General features: G+C 69.8%; 15 protein-coding genes and 2 pseudogenes. 10 read left to right on the top strand and 7 right to left on the bottom strand.

Annotated elements, in window-relative coordinates:
- Positions 1–7: 7 nt before the first annotated feature.
- Complete coding sequence (locus NRF20_RS39815; protein ID WP_398631712.1) at positions 8–892, bottom strand: ABC transporter substrate-binding protein; 885 nt, start codon at positions 890–892, stop codon at positions 8–10.
- Positions 893–1,194: 302 nt separating this feature from the next.
- Between NRF20_RS39815 and NRF20_RS39820 the strand changes: the two genes are divergently transcribed.
- Complete coding sequence (locus NRF20_RS39820) at positions 1,195–2,013, top strand: hypothetical protein (protein ID WP_413754142.1); 819 nt, start codon at positions 1,195–1,197, stop codon at positions 2,011–2,013.
- 15 nt (positions 2,014–2,028) lie between these two features.
- On the opposite strand, the gene NRF20_RS39825 is transcribed toward NRF20_RS39820, so the two are convergent.
- From NRF20_RS39825 to NRF20_RS39835, 3 genes are all read right to left on the bottom strand, one after another.
- Complete coding sequence (locus NRF20_RS39825; RefSeq protein WP_114242922.1) at positions 2,029–2,562, bottom strand: Lrp/AsnC family transcriptional regulator; 534 nt, start codon at positions 2,560–2,562, stop codon at positions 2,029–2,031.
- A gap of 81 nt (positions 2,563–2,643) precedes the next feature.
- Positions 2,644–4,059: an NAD(P)/FAD-dependent oxidoreductase gene (locus NRF20_RS39830; RefSeq protein WP_398631714.1), complete on the bottom strand. Its 1,416-nt coding sequence runs from the start codon at positions 4,057–4,059 to the stop codon at positions 2,644–2,646.
- A 101-nt stretch (positions 4,060–4,160) separates the two neighbouring features.
- Entirely contained in the window at positions 4,161–5,609 is a 1,449-nt protein-coding gene (locus tag NRF20_RS39835; protein ID WP_398631715.1) for an aldehyde dehydrogenase family protein, read from the bottom strand.
- Positions 5,610–5,855: 246 nt separating this feature from the next.
- Between NRF20_RS39835 and NRF20_RS39840 the strand changes: the two genes are divergently transcribed.
- The 3 genes from NRF20_RS39840 (at position 5,856) to NRF20_RS39850 (ending at position 8,929) form a co-directional block, all read left to right on the top strand.
- Positions 5,856–7,316 (top strand): APC family permease, encoded by a 1,461-nt coding sequence (locus NRF20_RS39840; protein ID WP_413754143.1) that lies wholly within the window; start codon positions 5,856–5,858, stop codon positions 7,314–7,316.
- Between the two features lie 76 nt (positions 7,317–7,392).
- On the top strand, positions 7,393–7,626 hold the full coding sequence (locus NRF20_RS39845; RefSeq protein ID WP_413754144.1) for a hypothetical protein: 234 nt from the start codon (positions 7,393–7,395) through the stop codon (positions 7,624–7,626).
- A gap of 97 nt (positions 7,627–7,723) precedes the next feature.
- A complete protein-coding gene (locus tag NRF20_RS39850; RefSeq protein ID WP_398631718.1) occupies positions 7,724–8,929 on the top strand; it encodes an aromatic acid exporter family protein in 1,206 nt (401 codons plus the stop codon).
- Positions 8,930–8,949: 20 nt separating this feature from the next.
- On the opposite strand, the gene NRF20_RS39855 is transcribed toward NRF20_RS39850, so the two are convergent.
- Entirely contained in the window at positions 8,950–10,011 is a 1,062-nt protein-coding gene (locus tag NRF20_RS39855) for a PP2C family protein-serine/threonine phosphatase (protein ID WP_413754661.1), read from the bottom strand.
- Positions 10,012–10,275: 264 nt separating this feature from the next.
- Here NRF20_RS39855 and NRF20_RS39860 point away from each other — a divergent pair, with 264 nt between their 5' ends.
- On the top strand, positions 10,276–11,265 hold the full coding sequence (locus NRF20_RS39860; protein WP_398631719.1) for an alpha/beta fold hydrolase: 990 nt from the start codon (positions 10,276–10,278) through the stop codon (positions 11,263–11,265).
- Positions 11,266–11,328: 63 nt separating this feature from the next.
- Positions 11,329–11,577 (top strand): IclR family transcriptional regulator C-terminal domain-containing protein, encoded by a 249-nt coding sequence (locus tag NRF20_RS39865; protein WP_413754662.1) that lies wholly within the window; start codon positions 11,329–11,331, stop codon positions 11,575–11,577.
- 307 nt (positions 11,578–11,884) lie between these two features.
- Here the strand turns inward: NRF20_RS39865 and NRF20_RS39870 are convergent, their stop codons facing one another.
- A complete protein-coding gene (locus tag NRF20_RS39870) occupies positions 11,885–12,112 on the bottom strand; it encodes a hypothetical protein (protein ID WP_413754145.1) in 228 nt (75 codons plus the stop codon).
- A 131-nt stretch (positions 12,113–12,243) separates the two neighbouring features.
- On the opposite strand from NRF20_RS39870, the pseudogene NRF20_RS39875 reads away from it, so the two are divergent.
- From NRF20_RS39875 to NRF20_RS39890, 4 genes and pseudogenes are all read left to right on the top strand, one after another.
- Positions 12,244–12,540 (top strand): annotated as a pseudogene (locus NRF20_RS39875) (acetylxylan esterase); the annotation flags it as partial.
- 118 nt (positions 12,541–12,658) lie between these two features.
- Positions 12,659–12,850, top strand: coding sequence for a hypothetical protein (locus NRF20_RS39880; protein ID WP_398631722.1), 192 nt, complete (start codon positions 12,659–12,661; stop codon positions 12,848–12,850).
- Positions 12,847–12,975: a hypothetical protein gene (locus NRF20_RS39885; protein ID WP_398631723.1), complete on the top strand. Its 129-nt coding sequence runs from the start codon at positions 12,847–12,849 to the stop codon at positions 12,973–12,975. The genes NRF20_RS39880 and NRF20_RS39885 overlap by 4 nt, the downstream gene beginning before the upstream one ends.
- 44 nt (positions 12,976–13,019) lie before the next feature.
- A complete protein-coding gene (locus tag NRF20_RS39890; protein WP_413754146.1) occupies positions 13,020–13,475 on the top strand; it encodes a hypothetical protein in 456 nt (151 codons plus the stop codon).
- Between the two features lie 12 nt (positions 13,476–13,487).
- Here NRF20_RS39890 and NRF20_RS39895 read toward each other — a convergent pair.
- Positions 13,488–15,229 (bottom strand): annotated as a pseudogene (locus tag NRF20_RS39895) (protein kinase domain-containing protein).
- Positions 15,230–15,241: the final 12 nt, after the last annotated feature.

Consider the following 15,241-nt stretch of genomic DNA (forward strand, 5'->3'; position numbering starts at 1 on the left):
TCCGTACTCACTGCCCGTCGTTCACGGTGGCCTCGGGCACGGCGCTGTCGCCGACTCCCCAGGTGTCGAGGATCTTCTTGTAATCGCCGCTGTCGATCAGTTCCTGCAGGGCCTTGTGGACGGCATCGCGCAATCCTCCCTGGCTCTTCGCGGCCGCGATGCCCCAGGGGGCGGTGCCGTACTGCGTCGGCAGAACCTCGTAAGCGCTGCTCTTCTTTGTGAACATCCTGGCGACGGGATAGTCGACGATGGTCGCGACTGCGCGTCCGCTGTCCAGCTGCAGCAGCCCGGTCGGCGCGTCCTCGCTCTGCGAGATCCGCATCTTCTCCTTGCACTTGGCGTTCTGTTCTTCGCCGATGTGGAGGTTCGAGCTGCCCTTGGCGAGGACGACGGTCTTTCCGCACAGGTCCGTGAGGGACTTGATGCCCTGCGGGTTGCCCTTCTTCGTCATGATGACGCCGCCGGTGCGGAAGTAGTCGACGAAGTCGACCGCCTGGCGCCGCTGGGCACTGTCTGTCATGGACGACATGACCAGATCGAAGCGTCCGGACTCCAGACCGGGGATCAGCCCGTCGAAGGCGGCATTGGTGAGTTCGAGCTTCAGCTTGAGCCGCTCGGCGATGGCCTTGGCCAGGTCGGGGTCGACACCTGTGAGCCGGGTGGTCCCGGGCTCGTACATCTCCATCGGTGGATATCCCACCGCGGTGGCCACCCGCAGCACACCCTTCTGCCGGTACTGCGCGGGGAGCAGCTCGGCCGCGGTCCGGCCGGCGGCGGCCTGCGGGGTACTGCCGGACGGGGCGTCGCCCTGGCCGGAGCGTCCACACGCGGTGGCCGCGAGGGCCACCACGGCCAGAGCAGCCAGACAGCGCAGAGAACGGGGACGATTCATCGGATTTCTCCCTCACGGGGTGGCGGTGCGCCGATGCTGGCAGTCGCGCCCGGGTGAATGGAAGATGATGAAGCTATTCATGCCTGACCATCGAAATCTGTACGGGTCCGAATCTCTGTGGATGAGGGCCCCGAACGGGAACGGGGCAACGCATGCGACAACCACTCGGCCGGCGTGCACTGCTGCTCGGCACCGGTGGACTGCTCACGGGATCCACGGGCTGCTCGGCAACCTCCCGGACTGCGGCCGGCCCATCCGAGTCGGTATCCCCGACGTCCGCGTCTTCGTCTCCACTCGCGTCCTTGCCCGCGACCACGGCCTGGCGCCCCGACCGCGCCGACGTGGATCCCAGCGTGAAGCTGCGCGCCGTCCAGGTGGTGGAGGCAATCGGTGCGTGGCCCACCGGGCAGGGCGGTGCGGCGGCGGCGAAGAGACGGGTGGCCGCGCTGGCGGCGGCGCCGTCGCTGGTGGACCGGGCGGGCCCGCTGCGGCCCGACGCGGATGAGGCCGCGCTCCAGGTGATCGACGCGCAGTACGGCGGGATTCTGGCGGACTCGGCCAGTGTGATGGTGGTGTGCCGGCAATGGACCCCCGGGCATGCGGGCGGCACGACGGTCGACGTACGGCTGAGCCGGGCGCGGCCCCGCTGGGAGGTCACCGCGCTCCACCCAGGCCGACCCGGCGCCGCCGCGGCGTCGCTGCCCACGGTGGCGAGGCAGGTACTGGACAACCCGCGGATCGGCCTGCCGCCCGCGGCGGCGGCCGACATCCGCAGTGGGCGCATCCACCCGAGCGTCCTGAGGGCCCTGCTGCGACTGGCCGGTACGTACCGGATGGACGTCTCCGTGTTCCGCTCCGGGCATCCGCTGTACGTGTTCGGCACCGACCGGCCCAGCGATCACCCACCGGGCCGGGCCTTCGACGTATGGCGGATCGACGGGCACAAGGTCGTCGATCCGGCCACTCCGCGCCGGTTGACCGAGTCCTTCATACGGGATGCGGCGGCGGCCGGCTCGTACAACGTCGGCGGACCGATCCAGCTCTCCGGGGGCGCGACGGTGAATCAGTTCTTCACCGACGACACCCATCACGACCATGTGCACGTGGGATTCGCGGGCTGATGCCCGCGGCACGGCTCAGGCGCGCTGGTCGAGACCGGCGCTGAGCGGCGGCTGCGGGGCGTCGAGCAACGAGGTGTCCACCTCGCCGACCCCCCATCCGTAGGCCAACTTGTGCACTTCCAGTACGAAGAACGAGTCGGTCGAGACGACCCCGTCGATGAGATGCAGCCTGCGGTTCATCAGGTCGGTGAAGTGATCGGTGTCCCGGCAGATCACTTCCGCCATCACGTCGTAGGTACCCGCAGTCATGATGACGTAGGAGGTCTCGGGCAGATCCCTCAGCCGTCGGCAGACCTCCTGGGCACTGCCCGGCCTGACCCGGATGCCGACCATGGCGAACCGGTCGAAGCCGATGGTCAGCGGGTTGGCGATGCCGACGATCTGGAGGGTGCCGTTCTCCTCCATGCGCTGGACGCGGTAACGCACGGAGGAGGCCGGAATGTCCAGTTCCTCGGCGATCTGGCTGTACGGGCGGCGGCCGTCCGCTTGAAGTGCGGCAATGATCTGACGGTCGGTGTCGTCCAGGGGGCTGCCACCCAGCGTGCTCATGCTGTTGCTCCGGCTCTCATGTACGGCCCACCACGGTGTGCGGGCCTGGATCTTCGGTCGTACGGGCCTATCCTGCCCGGCTCAGGAGTCGAAGCCGAGGCCGAGTCGGTCCAGGGAGCGCAGCCACAGGTTGCGGTGGCCGTGCGTGTCCTCGCGGGCCATGGACCACCGGGTGGCCTCGACGCCGAGATAGCGGACCGGCTCCGGGGGGAAGGGCACCGGGGGGCGGCGGATCATGGCGGGCCGGAGCCGTTCCGTGCGTCGGCCCGAGAGCAGGTCAAGCATCACCTGGGCGCCGTAGCGGGTGGCGCCGACGCCGAGCCCGGTGAAGCCGAGGGCGTAGGAGATCCGGCCGCGCGCGGCGGTGCCCGCGAACATGCAGAAGCGGGTGGTGGAGTCGATGACGCCGCCCCACGAGTGCGAGAAGCGGACGCCGGCGAGGGCAGGGAAGGCTTCGGCGAACTGGGCGGCGAGGGTGTCGAAGGTGGCGGGGCGCTGGGTGAGACGCTCCTCGACCCGGTTGCCGTAGTGGTAGATGGCGTCGTAACCGCCGAACAGGATGCGGTTGTCGTCGGTCTTGCGGAGGTAGTGGAACTGGTTGCCCGCGTCGGTGATTCCGTGCTCGCCGCTCCAGCCGATGGCGGCGAGCTGCTCATTGCTCAGGGGTTCGGTGGTCAGCGCGTAGTCGTAGACCGGAATCATGGTGAGCGAGAGGCGCTTGAGCAGGGGCCGGTAGATGTTGGTGGCGAGGGCGACCTGCCGGGCACCGACCGCGGCGTAGGGGGTGGTGAGGCGGACCCGGCCGGCATGACGGGTGGTCAGGGCGGTGACTTCGGTGTGCTCGGCGATGCGGACCCCGAGGTCGAGGCAGGCGGCGCGCAGGCCCCAGACGAGGCGGGCGGGGTCGAGGAGCGCGTAGTCGGGGGACCACAGGCCGGCTGTCCAGAGGGGGGAGTCGACGTAGCTCCGCAGTTCGTCACGGTCCAGCAGCCTGGTCTGTTCGCCGTACCGGCGGGCGAGCGCATGGGCGCCCTTGAGCCCTTCGGCCTGCCAGGGGGTGGCGGCGGTGGTGACCTTGCCGCTGCGTATGAACCCGCAGTCGATGCCATGGGTGTCCAGGTCGCGCCGGAAGGCGTCGAAGTTCTCCATGCCCAGGCGGTGCAGCAGCCGGGCCTCGGTGGGCCAGCGGTCGGCGCCGTTGGCGAGACCGTGGGTGATGCTGGGGGAGCAGAAACCGCCGTTCCGGCCGCTGGCCGCGTGGCCGCAGGTGTTCTGTTCGAGGACGAGGACGTCTCGTTCGGGGCGGGCGCGTTTGGCGAGCAGGGCGGTCCACAGCCCGGTGTAACCGCCGCCGACGACGGCGAGATCGCAGGTGGTGTCGGCGGTCAGCCGGGGCAGCGGTGTGGGGTGCTCGGGCCGGTCCAGCCAGTAGGGGGCGGCCTTCGTGTCGCGCAGTCGGTTGCGGTGGTCGGTGGGGCGGGGGGCTGCGGTGGTCATCTGGCGGGTACCTCGTTACCGGCGTGGTGGGGCAGCGCGGGCCGGGGCCCCGACGCTGGTCGGGGCCCCGGTCGGCGGACGGTGGAGTGGGCGCGGGGCGGTCAGAGACTGATGACACCGGTACGGGTGTCGGTCATGTCCATGAGCGTCCACTTGCCGCCGATGCGGCCCCAGCCGGTGGAGCGGCTGCCGGCGCCGCCGAAGGGCATGTTGATGTCCCACCAGTTGTTGCTCTCGTTCACGACGACCTGGCCGACGGCCATTTCCTCGATGAAGCGGAAGGCGGAGGTCATGCTGCGGGTGAAGACGGCGCCCTGAAGGCCCAGTTTGTCGTCGTTGGCGATGCGCAACAGGTCGTCCTCGTCCTGCCCGGTGATGATCGGGACGACCGGGCCGAAGGACTCCTCGCGGGACAGCAGGCTGTCCTCGGGCACCCCGTCCACCACGGTGAACTCGTAGTAGAGGTCCGTGGGGTGTCCTGAAGCGCGCTTGCCGCCGAGCAGAATGCGCGCGCCGCGCTCGCGCGCGTCGGCCATGTGACGGTCCATCTTGGCCGCGACGCCCTCGTTGTTGAGGGGGCCGAGAACCGTCTTGGGGTCGAACGGGTCGCCGAGGGTGATGCGCTGGGCCTCGCGCAGCACGGCCTCGACGAACTCGTCGTGGATGTCGGCGTGCACGATGACGCGTTCGGTGGCGCAGCAGACCTGTCCGGCGCACGGGTAGGCGCCGTCGACGGCGGCCTTGGCAGCGGCCTCGACATCGGCGTCCGCGAGGACGACGAGCGGGCCGTTGCCCGAGCACTCCATGATGGAGCGCTTGAGGCCGGCGGCGGACTGGATCTTCGCCCCGGTCGCGGTGGAGCCGATGAAGCCGATCGCGTGGATGCCTTCGTGGCGTACCAGCGTATCGCCGGTGTCACCCTCGCCGGGCACGATGTTGACGAGGCCGTCGGGCAGTCCGGCGGCGACGAACGCCTCCATCGCCTTGAGAACGGTGAGCGGGGTGTTGGCCGGCGGCTTGACGACATGGGCGTTGCCGGTGGCGAGTCCGGGGGCGACGAACTCCGCGAGCATCAGCAGCGGGAAGTTCCACGGCGTGATGATGCCCCAAGTGCCCACCGGGCGCTGGAAGGTGAACATCCGCTTGGTGTTGTCGGTGGAGGGCAGCGTCTCGCCGTGCAGCCGTACGGCGTCCTCGGCGTGCAGGTGGAAGAGCTTGGCCGCCTCCTCGATGTCGGCGACGGACTCGGCGAGCGGCTTGCCCTGCTCCAGGGACTGGAGGCGGGCGAGTTCGTCCACGCGCTTGCCGAGTTCCGTACCGATGCGGTGACAGAGCTCGGCGCGGGTCCACACATTGGTCGCGGCCCAGGCCGGCTGGGCCGCGTTCGCGGCCCGTACAGCCGTGTCGACGTCGGCGGCCGCGGGCAGCGGGAAGGTGCCCACGAGTTCGCCCGTCGCGGGGCTGATCACCTCGTGGGTGGTCCCGGAAGTCCCGTCGGTGTAGGCGCCGTTGATGAAGAGTTGGTGCCGGTCGGCGGTCGGGGTGGTCATGCGTTGGCCTCTCTGTCCTGTTCCTGACCGGGAACGGGCGCGTCGGCTCTGGGCCGCGCCGGCCCGGGTCGGGTGCGAAGCGATGACTGGAGACTCGCTGAGCAATCAGGAACTGTCAAGACTGCTGAATCAGCAAAATGCAAAGTCGATCACTGCTTGTTCATGAGTATTGACAGGTGTTTTTCGCTTCATCTATAACCAGGCCCCAACGACTCTCCTGTCTGAGCCCACCCTGAGGGGAAGCCCATGTCATCCCAGCCAAAGACCCCAGCCCCACCCTCACCGGACCCTTCGGACTCCTCGGGAGCGGCGGGTGCGTCCGCCCCGGCACTGCCGAAGAAGATGAGCTGGTTCGACGGATTCGCGATGTCGCTGACCATGCCGGCGGCACTCATCGCCTCGCTCGGCGCCTCCATCGGCGGCCTCGGCGCCTGGGGTGCGATCGCCCTGTGGGCAGCCTCGATGGTGCTGGCCACCGCGACCAACTGGATCTACACCGAACTGGCCGCGATGTTCCCCGACTCCTCCGGCGGGATCGCGCACTACGCGACCGAGGGCTGGAAGAAGCGGGCTCCCGTGGTGGGCCCGATCGCGAGCATCGGCTACTGGTTCCCCTGGACGACGGCCCTCGCCGTCTACTCCGGGCTCATCGGCTCCTTCGTCCAGGCCCAGTGGTTCCCCGGCCAGGACTGGAGCGTGGAGTTCGGGCCGGTGAAAGTGGACTTCCCCATAGCGGTGGGACTTCTCGTGATGCTGCTGCTGTTCGGCGCCGCGATGATCGGCCTCCATGTCGCCATGTGGGTCGTCTACGTCACCGGCGGTGCGCTGCTGGTGCCGCTCGCCGTCTTCATTGTCCTGCCGCTGTTCTCCGGTGACTGGAGCGCGCAGGGCCTGCACTGGAACCTGCACGGCGCCGCGGGGTTGCGCGAGGCGCTGGTGTGGCTGTACGTCATGGCGTGGACGTCATTCGGTGTGGAGGTGTGCGCGACCTTCGCCCCCGAGTACAAGGACACGGTGCGCGACACCACCCGGGCCCTGCGCGCCGGTGTGCTGTTCTCCCTCGGCGTCTTCATCCTGCTGCCGCTGACCCTGTCGGGGTACGTCGGTGAGAAGGCCATCGGCGAGGAACCCACCACCTTCTTCGTCGGCGCCTTCCAGGACCTGGTGGGCGGCGCCTCCGACCTCATGGTGGTCTTCCTCATCGCCTCGCTGCTGCTCATCATGATCACCGGTCTCGCCGACGGCTCCCGGGTGCTGTACGAGATGGGCAAGGCGGGGCTCACCATCAAGCAGGTGGGGGTGCTGAACAAGCGCGGGGTGCCGGCCCGGGCACTGTTGGTGGCCCTGGTGCTGAACGTATTCGTGCTGACGGTGCTTCAGACCCCGCTGGCCATCATCGTCACCGGCAACCTGGGATACATCCTCACCCATGTGCTGGCCGTCTCCGGCTTCGCGCTGTTGCGCAAGGACCGTCCCGACGCCCTGCGGCCCATCCGGCTGCCCCGGTTCTTCGTACCGCTGGCCTGGACGCTGGCCGGATTCCTCACCGTGGTGCTGGTGGTGGGTGCGACCGGCTTCTCCATCACCGGATACGGCGGCTACACCGAACTGGGAGTGGCACTTGCCGTTCTGGTCGTGGCCGTACTGCTGTGGCTGTACCGGATCAAGGTGCAGGACCGGCACAGGAGCGACGACCGTCCGGCCTGACGGCGGCGTACTACCCCGGCAAGCGCTGGAATCAGGCGGAAAGTGCGCCTGTGGGCAGGGGGCGGCCAACCAGCCCGTGAACGCCCGGCTGGTGGCCGAGGCGGGCGCGGGGACCGCTGTCACCCCGGCCGTGCGGCCGGCGGACGAGTCGACTGTGCTCGGCCCCGACGATGTTTCCCATATCCGGTCGGCCGTCGAACTGGTTCTCAAGAAACCCTCGCACCGGGCGCGGGCCGAGTGCCTGTCCGACGAGATGCGGGCCACCGCCACGGGCAGGGAACTGATCGGAGCCCTCGAACCGCACTCCTGAGCCACGACGTCCGCAGTTCCGCCCATCGGCACGTCCGTACGGTGGGGTTCGGTGCGCCGAGGCGCTGTGGCGGCGTACCGGCGGGCATGGGAAAGAGATGGCACGAGTATCCGAACCCGTGATCAAGCTCGTCCGGCGTACGACCGAGCCCGTCGGAGCGCAGACCCTGCGTTCCACGGCAGCTGCCGTCATCGCCTACGTCGTGGCGGTGTGGACCCTTCCGTATCCGGCACCGCTCACGGCACCGCTCACCGCGCTCCTCGTCGTACAGGTCACTCTCTACGCGACCCTCACCACGGGGATCCGCCGGGTGAACTCCGTCATCGTCGGGGTGCTCATCGCCAGTGCGCTCAGTTCCCTGGTGGGGCTCAACTGGTGGAGCCTCGGACTGACGATCTTCGCCTCGCTGATCATCGGACGGCTGGTGCGGGTCGATGAGTTCGTACCCGAGGTGGCGATCAGCGCGATGCTCGTACTGGGCGTCTCGCAGGTCGCCTCCACAGCCTGGGACCGCGTGCTGGAGACACTGATCGGTGCGGGCGTGGGACTGCTGTTCAACCTGCTCTTCGCACCACCCGTGTGGGTGCAGTCCGCGGGTGCCTCCATCGACAGTCTGGCCCGCGCGATGGGACACATGTTCCGCAGGATGGGGGAGGACGTGAGCGGTCACATCCCGGTCCAGCGGGCGGCCGACCGCCTTTACCAGGCCCGCCGGCTGGACCATGACATCGTGGAGGTCGACGCCTCGCTGCGACAGGCGGAGGAAGGCCTCACCCTCAACCCGCGCGTCCGGCAAGGGCTGCTCTACCGGGTCGTTCTGCGTACAGGTCTCGACACCCTGGAGATTTGCGCGGTGGTGCTGCGGGTGCTGTCACGCACCCTGACCGACCTGGCCAAGGCCCGCACCGAGGAGACGCTGTTCCCCGCCGACGTGGCCGAATCCCTGACGGAGCTGTTCGGGCAGATGGCCGGTGCCATCGAGAGCTTCTCGGAGTTGATCACCACTCCTGTCGCGGAGAACGCCGAGGAGGCCGAGGACCGGCTCGCCCGCGCACTCGCCGTCAGCCGTGCGACCAGGGACCGGGTGGCGAACCTGCTCCTCGAAGACGTTCAGGAACATCCCAGAGACTGGCAGTTGCACGGAGCCCTGCTCGCCGAGGTCGACCGGATTCTGGACGAACTCGACATCGACAAGCGCACGGAACGCCTGGGCAAGGAGCTCGACCGGCGCGCGGCGCAACTCCACGAACGCCATCCCTGGCTGCGCGCCGTATCGCGCCGGCTGCGAGGCAGCCGGGCCTGAAACCCTGCGGGCGGACGGCGTCACCCGGAGGCCGGAAGCCGTTCGACGGCGACCAGCGCCGCATCGTCGCCCAGGCAGCCGCCGGCGTGGCGGACAAGGTCGGCACACAGAGATTCCAGCAGGGAGTCCGGGCCCTGGCGGCACCGCGATGCGGCCCGTTCCGGGAGCGGATAGAAGACCCCTGACCGGTCCCGGGACTCGATGACACCGTCCGTGTACAGAAGCAGGGTGTCGCCGACGCCGAAGGCGAACGTCTCCGCCGTGTGATCGGTGACCAGCAGGTGCGTCAGACCGAGCGGCGGGGCGGGCGCTCGTACTTTGAGCGGGATCGCCTCTCCCGCGCGCAGCAGCAGCGGCGGTGGATGACCGCAGCTGACCAGGTGGAGCTCGGTGGAGGCATCGGGGATGTCGAGAACGGCCGCGGTGACAAAGGACTCCGCGAGGTCCCGGTCGTCGTCCACGCCTTCGTGAACGGTGTGGTTCTCATCCAGTGCGATGCTCGCCTCCAGATGCGCCACCAGATCGGGCAGCTGCGACTCCTGGCGGGAAAGAGCGTGGAAGGCACCCAGGACGCTGGCTGCCTCGCCGATCGCGGACAGTCCCTTACCGCGAACATCGCCGATGATCAGGCGGGTTCCGTCGGTGGTGCGGGCTGCCGCGTACAGGTCGCCCCCGATCTGCGCCTCCGCCTCCGCGGCCAGATAGACCGAGGCGATGCGCAGGGGGCCACTGCGCCTGGGCAGCGGCCGCAGCACTACTTGCTGGGCCGCCTCGGCCACCGAACGGAGCTGGGACACCGCCTGCTCGTTGCGTTCTCTGAGATGGGCGAAGAAGGTGACGAAGGCAGAGATGAGAATGAGCGCGATGATCTGGTAGGTGTGATTGAGGTCGTTGATGCTGGTACGCGCGATGGCCACCAGGGATTGGGCCAGCACGGCGACCGCACCGACGAAAGCGGTCATGCGCGGCCCGGTGAAAGAGGCGGCCACCGCAGGAGCCGCCACCAGGAACGGGCCGAGGTGCACATCCGGCGGCGAGGTGACGTCAACCACCGTGACGACGGCGATCAGCGCGAACGGCATCGCCACGAGAGCGTTCCTGCGCCGTCGGGTTTTTCGGAACGACTGCAGGAACCGCCGGGAAGCCATGCTTCCGGGATACCTCACCCGGTCCGTCTCCGCTCCCCGTACGGCTGATCGGCACGGCACGACCCCGTCACTCCGTGTTGCCCATTGCTCACTCGGACGGTCGCCCGTTTTCACTCCCTTGCTTCGCGCGTCGCGCCGTCCGGGCCGGGCCTGGCAACGCTGAGCCCACCAACCGCTCCTCGACGAAGAGAGAACAGTATGACCGTCTCAACCTTCCTCGCCCCGCGGACGTGGATACGCGGGCGGCGCGCGCAGACCGTCGCCGTGGCGCTCACCGCGGCCGCCCTTGCTGCGGCCGCCGGACCTGCCGCAGCCGATGGCGGTGCCGATCCGGCCGGCACCAAGCCCACGGTGGTGGTGGTACACGGCGCGTTCGCCGATGCCTCGGGCTGGAACGGTGTGGTGGAACGCCTGCAGCGTGACGGGTACGCGGTCATGGCCCCGGCCAATCCGCTGCGCGGGCTCGCCGGCGACTCCGCGTACATAGCCGGCGTGCTGAAGAGCATCAGGGGCCCGATCGTGCTGGCCGGGCATTCCTACGGCGGTGCGGTGATCAGCAATGCCGCCGCGGGGAACCCGCAGGTGAAGTCACTGGTGTTCGTGTCCGCGCTCATGCCGGACAAGGGGGAGAGGCTGTCGGATCTGTCGGCGAAGTTCGCGGGAAGTGAACTGAATGCGGCTCTGAAGCAGGTGCCGTTCCCGGAGACCGACGGAAAGGAGGGGGTCGATCTGTACATCCGGCCCGACAGGTTCCACGACGTCTTCGCGGCGGACGTGCCTTCGGGCACCACAACCGTGATGGCTGCCACTCAACGCCCCATCAACGGAGCCGCGTTCATGGACACGGCGGCTGCGGCGGCCTGGAAGACCATTCCGTCCTGGGCGCTGGTGGCCACCCGGGACAAGGCCATCGCCCCGGATCTCGAACGCTTCGAGGCCAAGCGCGCCAAGTCGCACACCGTCGAGGTCGACTCCTCCCATGTCGCGATGATGTCGCACCCCGATGTCGTAGCCGATCTCATCCGGCAGGCCGCCGGAGACCGGACACCCGCGAAGTCGCTCATGGCCCCGACGGGTACCAGCACCGTGGTCCTGGCCTGCATCGGCGGATTCGCGGGCGTGACCGTCCTGACAGGCGCGGGCCTGGTGGCGGCGGCCCGCAAGCGCCGCGTCACCAATGCGCGCTGATGGACCCGCAGTACCGGCGTACACGCCGCAGCCCTGACCACCGTCGATGCGCTGCTCCGCTCGCTGGACGAGGTACGGACCCGTGGATACGCCACCGAGGTGGAGGAGCCGGCCTTCGGCCGGGCCGGTCTGGCCGTGCCCGTCAGGGATCGCTCGGGGCGGACCGTCGCTTCGATCTCCGTCTCCGGTTCGCTTTCGGCGATGGATCTGGGGACGCGTCAGGAGACGCCGGCGGGCAAGGTCATCGAATACGCGGACCAGGTGTCCACCGGACTCGGCTGCCTCGCCCACGCCGGCGCCCCTCTCCACTGAGCCGCCGACGCGTCCGAACCGCGCGGGAATCAGCGCTTGATCAGGTCGGCGACCGCCTGGCCGGCCTCCCGCAGGGCGTCCTTGGGCTCGGCCGTGCCGACCAGCACCGCCTGCACCCGCTTGGCGACCACCTCCTCGATCCGGGCGTTCCGCGGCCGAGTTCTCGTGCCGGGTCATGCATGACGGAAGGTGTGGCCGACCTGGAAGAGGGGTCGGCGCGCGGTGCGGCGTGGAGCGCGGTGATCTCGCCGGCTCCTGCCGAGGGAGCTCCGCTCCGGCCCCGGGCCGAGGCGGAGCTCCTGGGTGTCTACGACACCAGCCGGATCTCCGACAGGCGGGGCGACGGCGGTGCCGCGCCGTCCACCGTCGCGGAGTGCAGCGCGGCGTGCTCCTCGCGGGACACGACCGACCGGCCGCCGCGCACCGTGATCCGGCGCCCCTGCGGGGTCGTCCAGCACACCTCGGCACAGTCGCCGACGACATCCACCTCGGGATCCGGGGCCGGCTTCCCACCCTGCCCAGTACCGGACCGCACGAGGGAGAGGGTCCCCGCCGCGAACGTGTCGCCCAACGCCGCCCAGGCCAGCTCGACCGGGGTCGCGCTCTCGAAGAGGACGACTTCGATCCGTACCCCGTCGGCGAGCGGGACCAGCCGGGCCGTCGGCGTACTCGGAGATAGCCTGCTATCTCAAGATGCACCGCGGCAAGGAGGAGACCGTCCTGCGCACCCTGTCGTACTTCGACGGGGTGTCGTTCGCCGCCCGGGGCAGCGCCCCCGCGCTCTTCTCCGTCGCCCTGATGGACCAGACCTGCCCGCCGTCCACGGTTTTCGCCGCCCACAACGCATACCGCGGCGAGAAGGAGATCGAGGTCTACCCGTTCAACGGACACGAGGGCGGAGCCATGTTCCAGGAGGCCGCTCAACTCCGCTGGGTACCGAAGGCGCTGGAAAGGGCCGACTGAGCCCTGGTGCGGTCCGGCCGAGTGGCGGGGATCACTGAGCCTGCGTCGCACCGCGGGGCTGCGCAGGCTCTCCCGCCGCTACACCACGGCCGATGCGGTGCTTGAGGGGTGGCGGCCGGTGGGCCGCAAGTACGGCGAGGTCACCGTGGTCTTCGACGACACGGCCGGGGTGCGCCACGAGGTCCCGGCTGTCGTGGAACGCGTCGCCCTCCGGCGTGACGTCCTCGCTGTGTACGACGCCGACCGCCCCGACGACCCCGCTCTCACCCGGGTCGCGGTTCCCCACCGAAAGCTGCTGCGCCTCTCATGAACCGATCGATATCGTCCCTGCGCAGGCTCTTCTCCTCGCTCAGGCTGGTCGCCGCCCTCTGTATCGGACTCTCCTTCGCCGCGCTGGCCCAGGGCGCCATGGACGGCCCCGCTGGCTGCTGCTGACCGGCATCCCCGCGACGGCCCTGGTCCTGACGATTCTCGGTGATGTGGCCGAGCCGTTGCGGACGAACATCGCGATGTCGGGGCTGCGCTCCGGCGGGCCGCGGGCCTTTGCGCCCGCCGTGGTCAACGGGGTGAAGACCGTCGACAAGAAGACCGGCCGGCCGGTCCTCGACGGGCGGTCGGTGGAGTCCGTGTTCGCCTTCGACCTGACCGTGATGCCCGACGAGCTCCCCGCGTACCGGGTCCAGGTCATTCACCCCCTCGACCTGCAGGGCCTGCTGCACCGGTCCAGGGCCGTCGTCGAGTACGACCCCGAGCAGCCCTGGCGGGTCGTCATCCCCAGCAACCCGCCGCGCGAATGGCTGGCCCGCGCGAACAGCGTCTCCCCGCCGGCCGAGGTCAAGGAGCGTGTCGGCGGGTTTCCGGCCGGTTTCCCGACGCTGGTGATGGGCGTGGCCCTCGCGGCCGTGCTGCTGGTGCCGGTGCGGCTGCTCGGCTGACCCGCGCCCGGTTCAGCCGTTGCGCGGGTACTTCTTGAGCACCTTGCCGTTGATGTCGGCCCGCAGATAGGCGCCGCCGTACTCGTCCGAGACATAGACGCTGAGGGTCGGCCGGTAGTCCTCGAACGGGGACGCCGGATCGATGTCCATGTAGTGGCTGGTGGGCTCGGTGACTCCGAGCTCCTTGTCCGCCCGGCGCATCAGCCCCGGGAGGGCGTCCCAGTCGAACTTTTCCAGGTCCACGGACTTGGCACCCGGCATGAGGGTGCCACCCGCCCGTTCGCGGGTGGCCTCGCCGTCCCGGTACGCGTAGACGTCGTACAGGCCCTTGTTGTTCTTGACCGGGGCCTCGACGCGCGCGTGCTCCTCGTACAGCGAGAACGAGGTGACCCGGCTGCCGCCCATCACCGGCTTGAGCGCGGCGATGACGGACCGTGCCCCGGCCGGCGTCAGCAGATCCTTGCTCTTCGCCTCGTTCGCCGTCTCCGGCTCCTCCGCCTTCTTTGTCCCGGTGGCCGACGGGCTGCTGGAGGTGCGGTCCGAAACGGACGGCGCGCTGCCGGAAGCGTTCGTGTCCGGGGCGGGCAGCAGTGACCACACCAGGACACCGGTCAGGGCGGTCCCCGCGAGGGCGGTGGTTGTCGCGACGGCGCGGCACCGCCGGACCCGGCGGCGGATCTCGTGCGTCCCCAGCGTCGCGGGCTCGGGACGCGCGGGCGCGGCGCGGGCGTGGCCACCGGCCTCGGGCGCCCCGGCCGGTCGACGGACGCGGGCCGTGGGCAGAACCGCGGTCCGGTCGGCGGGCTCGTGGCCGGGCGGCACCGCATCCTGCCGCGTGTCCGGCTCGGGGCGCCGCTGCACCGCATCCCGCGGAGCCGCGGGGCTCTGCCGAGGCGCCCCGACCGGCTCACTCGATGGCGCGCCCACCGACGCCAGCATCCGGTCCAGTTCCTCGGCCCCGGGCCTCGCGGCCGTGTCCCGGGTCAGCAGCGCGTTCAGTACGGGAGTCAGCGGACCGGCCTGCCGGGGCGGCGGTATCTCCTCGTCCAGCACGGCCGCCAGCGTCGCCAGCGTGGTGGCCTTGCGCAGCGGATGCCGCCCCTCCACAGCGACGTACAGCATCATGCCGAGCGACCACAGGTCCGACGACGGATCGCCCTCCTCGCCGCGAATCCGCTCGGGCGCCATGTAGTCGGGGGAGCCGATGATGGAGCCGGTCGCCGTCAGGCTCGTGGACTCACGGATAGCGGCGATGCCGAAGTCCGTGAGCACCGGACTCCCGTCGGCCCGCAGTAGTACGTTGGCCGGTTTCACGTCGCGATGATGGATACCGGCGGCGTGGGCGGCGCGCAGCGCGGACAGCACTCCGCGGCCGAGCTCGGCGGCCTCGACGGGGGTGAGGGTGCCCTCGGCGAGGCGTTCCGCGAGCGAGGCGCCGGGCACCAGCTCCATCACTATCCACGGGTACGCATGCTCGCCGCCGTCCACGATGTGGTGGACCGTGACGACGCCAGGGTGGTCGAGCCGGGCCAGCGCACGGGCCTCGCGCAGCACCCGCGCCCGCAGCAGCCGGGCCCCTCCGGATCGTTCTCGGCGAGCGCGGGGTCCGGAGGCCGTACTTCCTTGAGCGCCACATCGCGATGCAGAGCCAGGTCATGGGCTCGCCACACCATGCCCATACCGCCGCTGCCGAGCCGGTTCACCAGCTCGAAACGGCCGTCGATCACTCGGCGCACAGGCCCCCCAGCGTTCATGGAAAAGAGGGT

It is taken from the genome of Streptomyces sp. R-74717 (assembly GCF_047305335.1).
In the GTDB taxonomy this organism is placed as follows: Bacteria; Actinomycetota; Actinomycetes; order Streptomycetales; family Streptomycetaceae; genus Streptomyces; species Streptomyces atratus.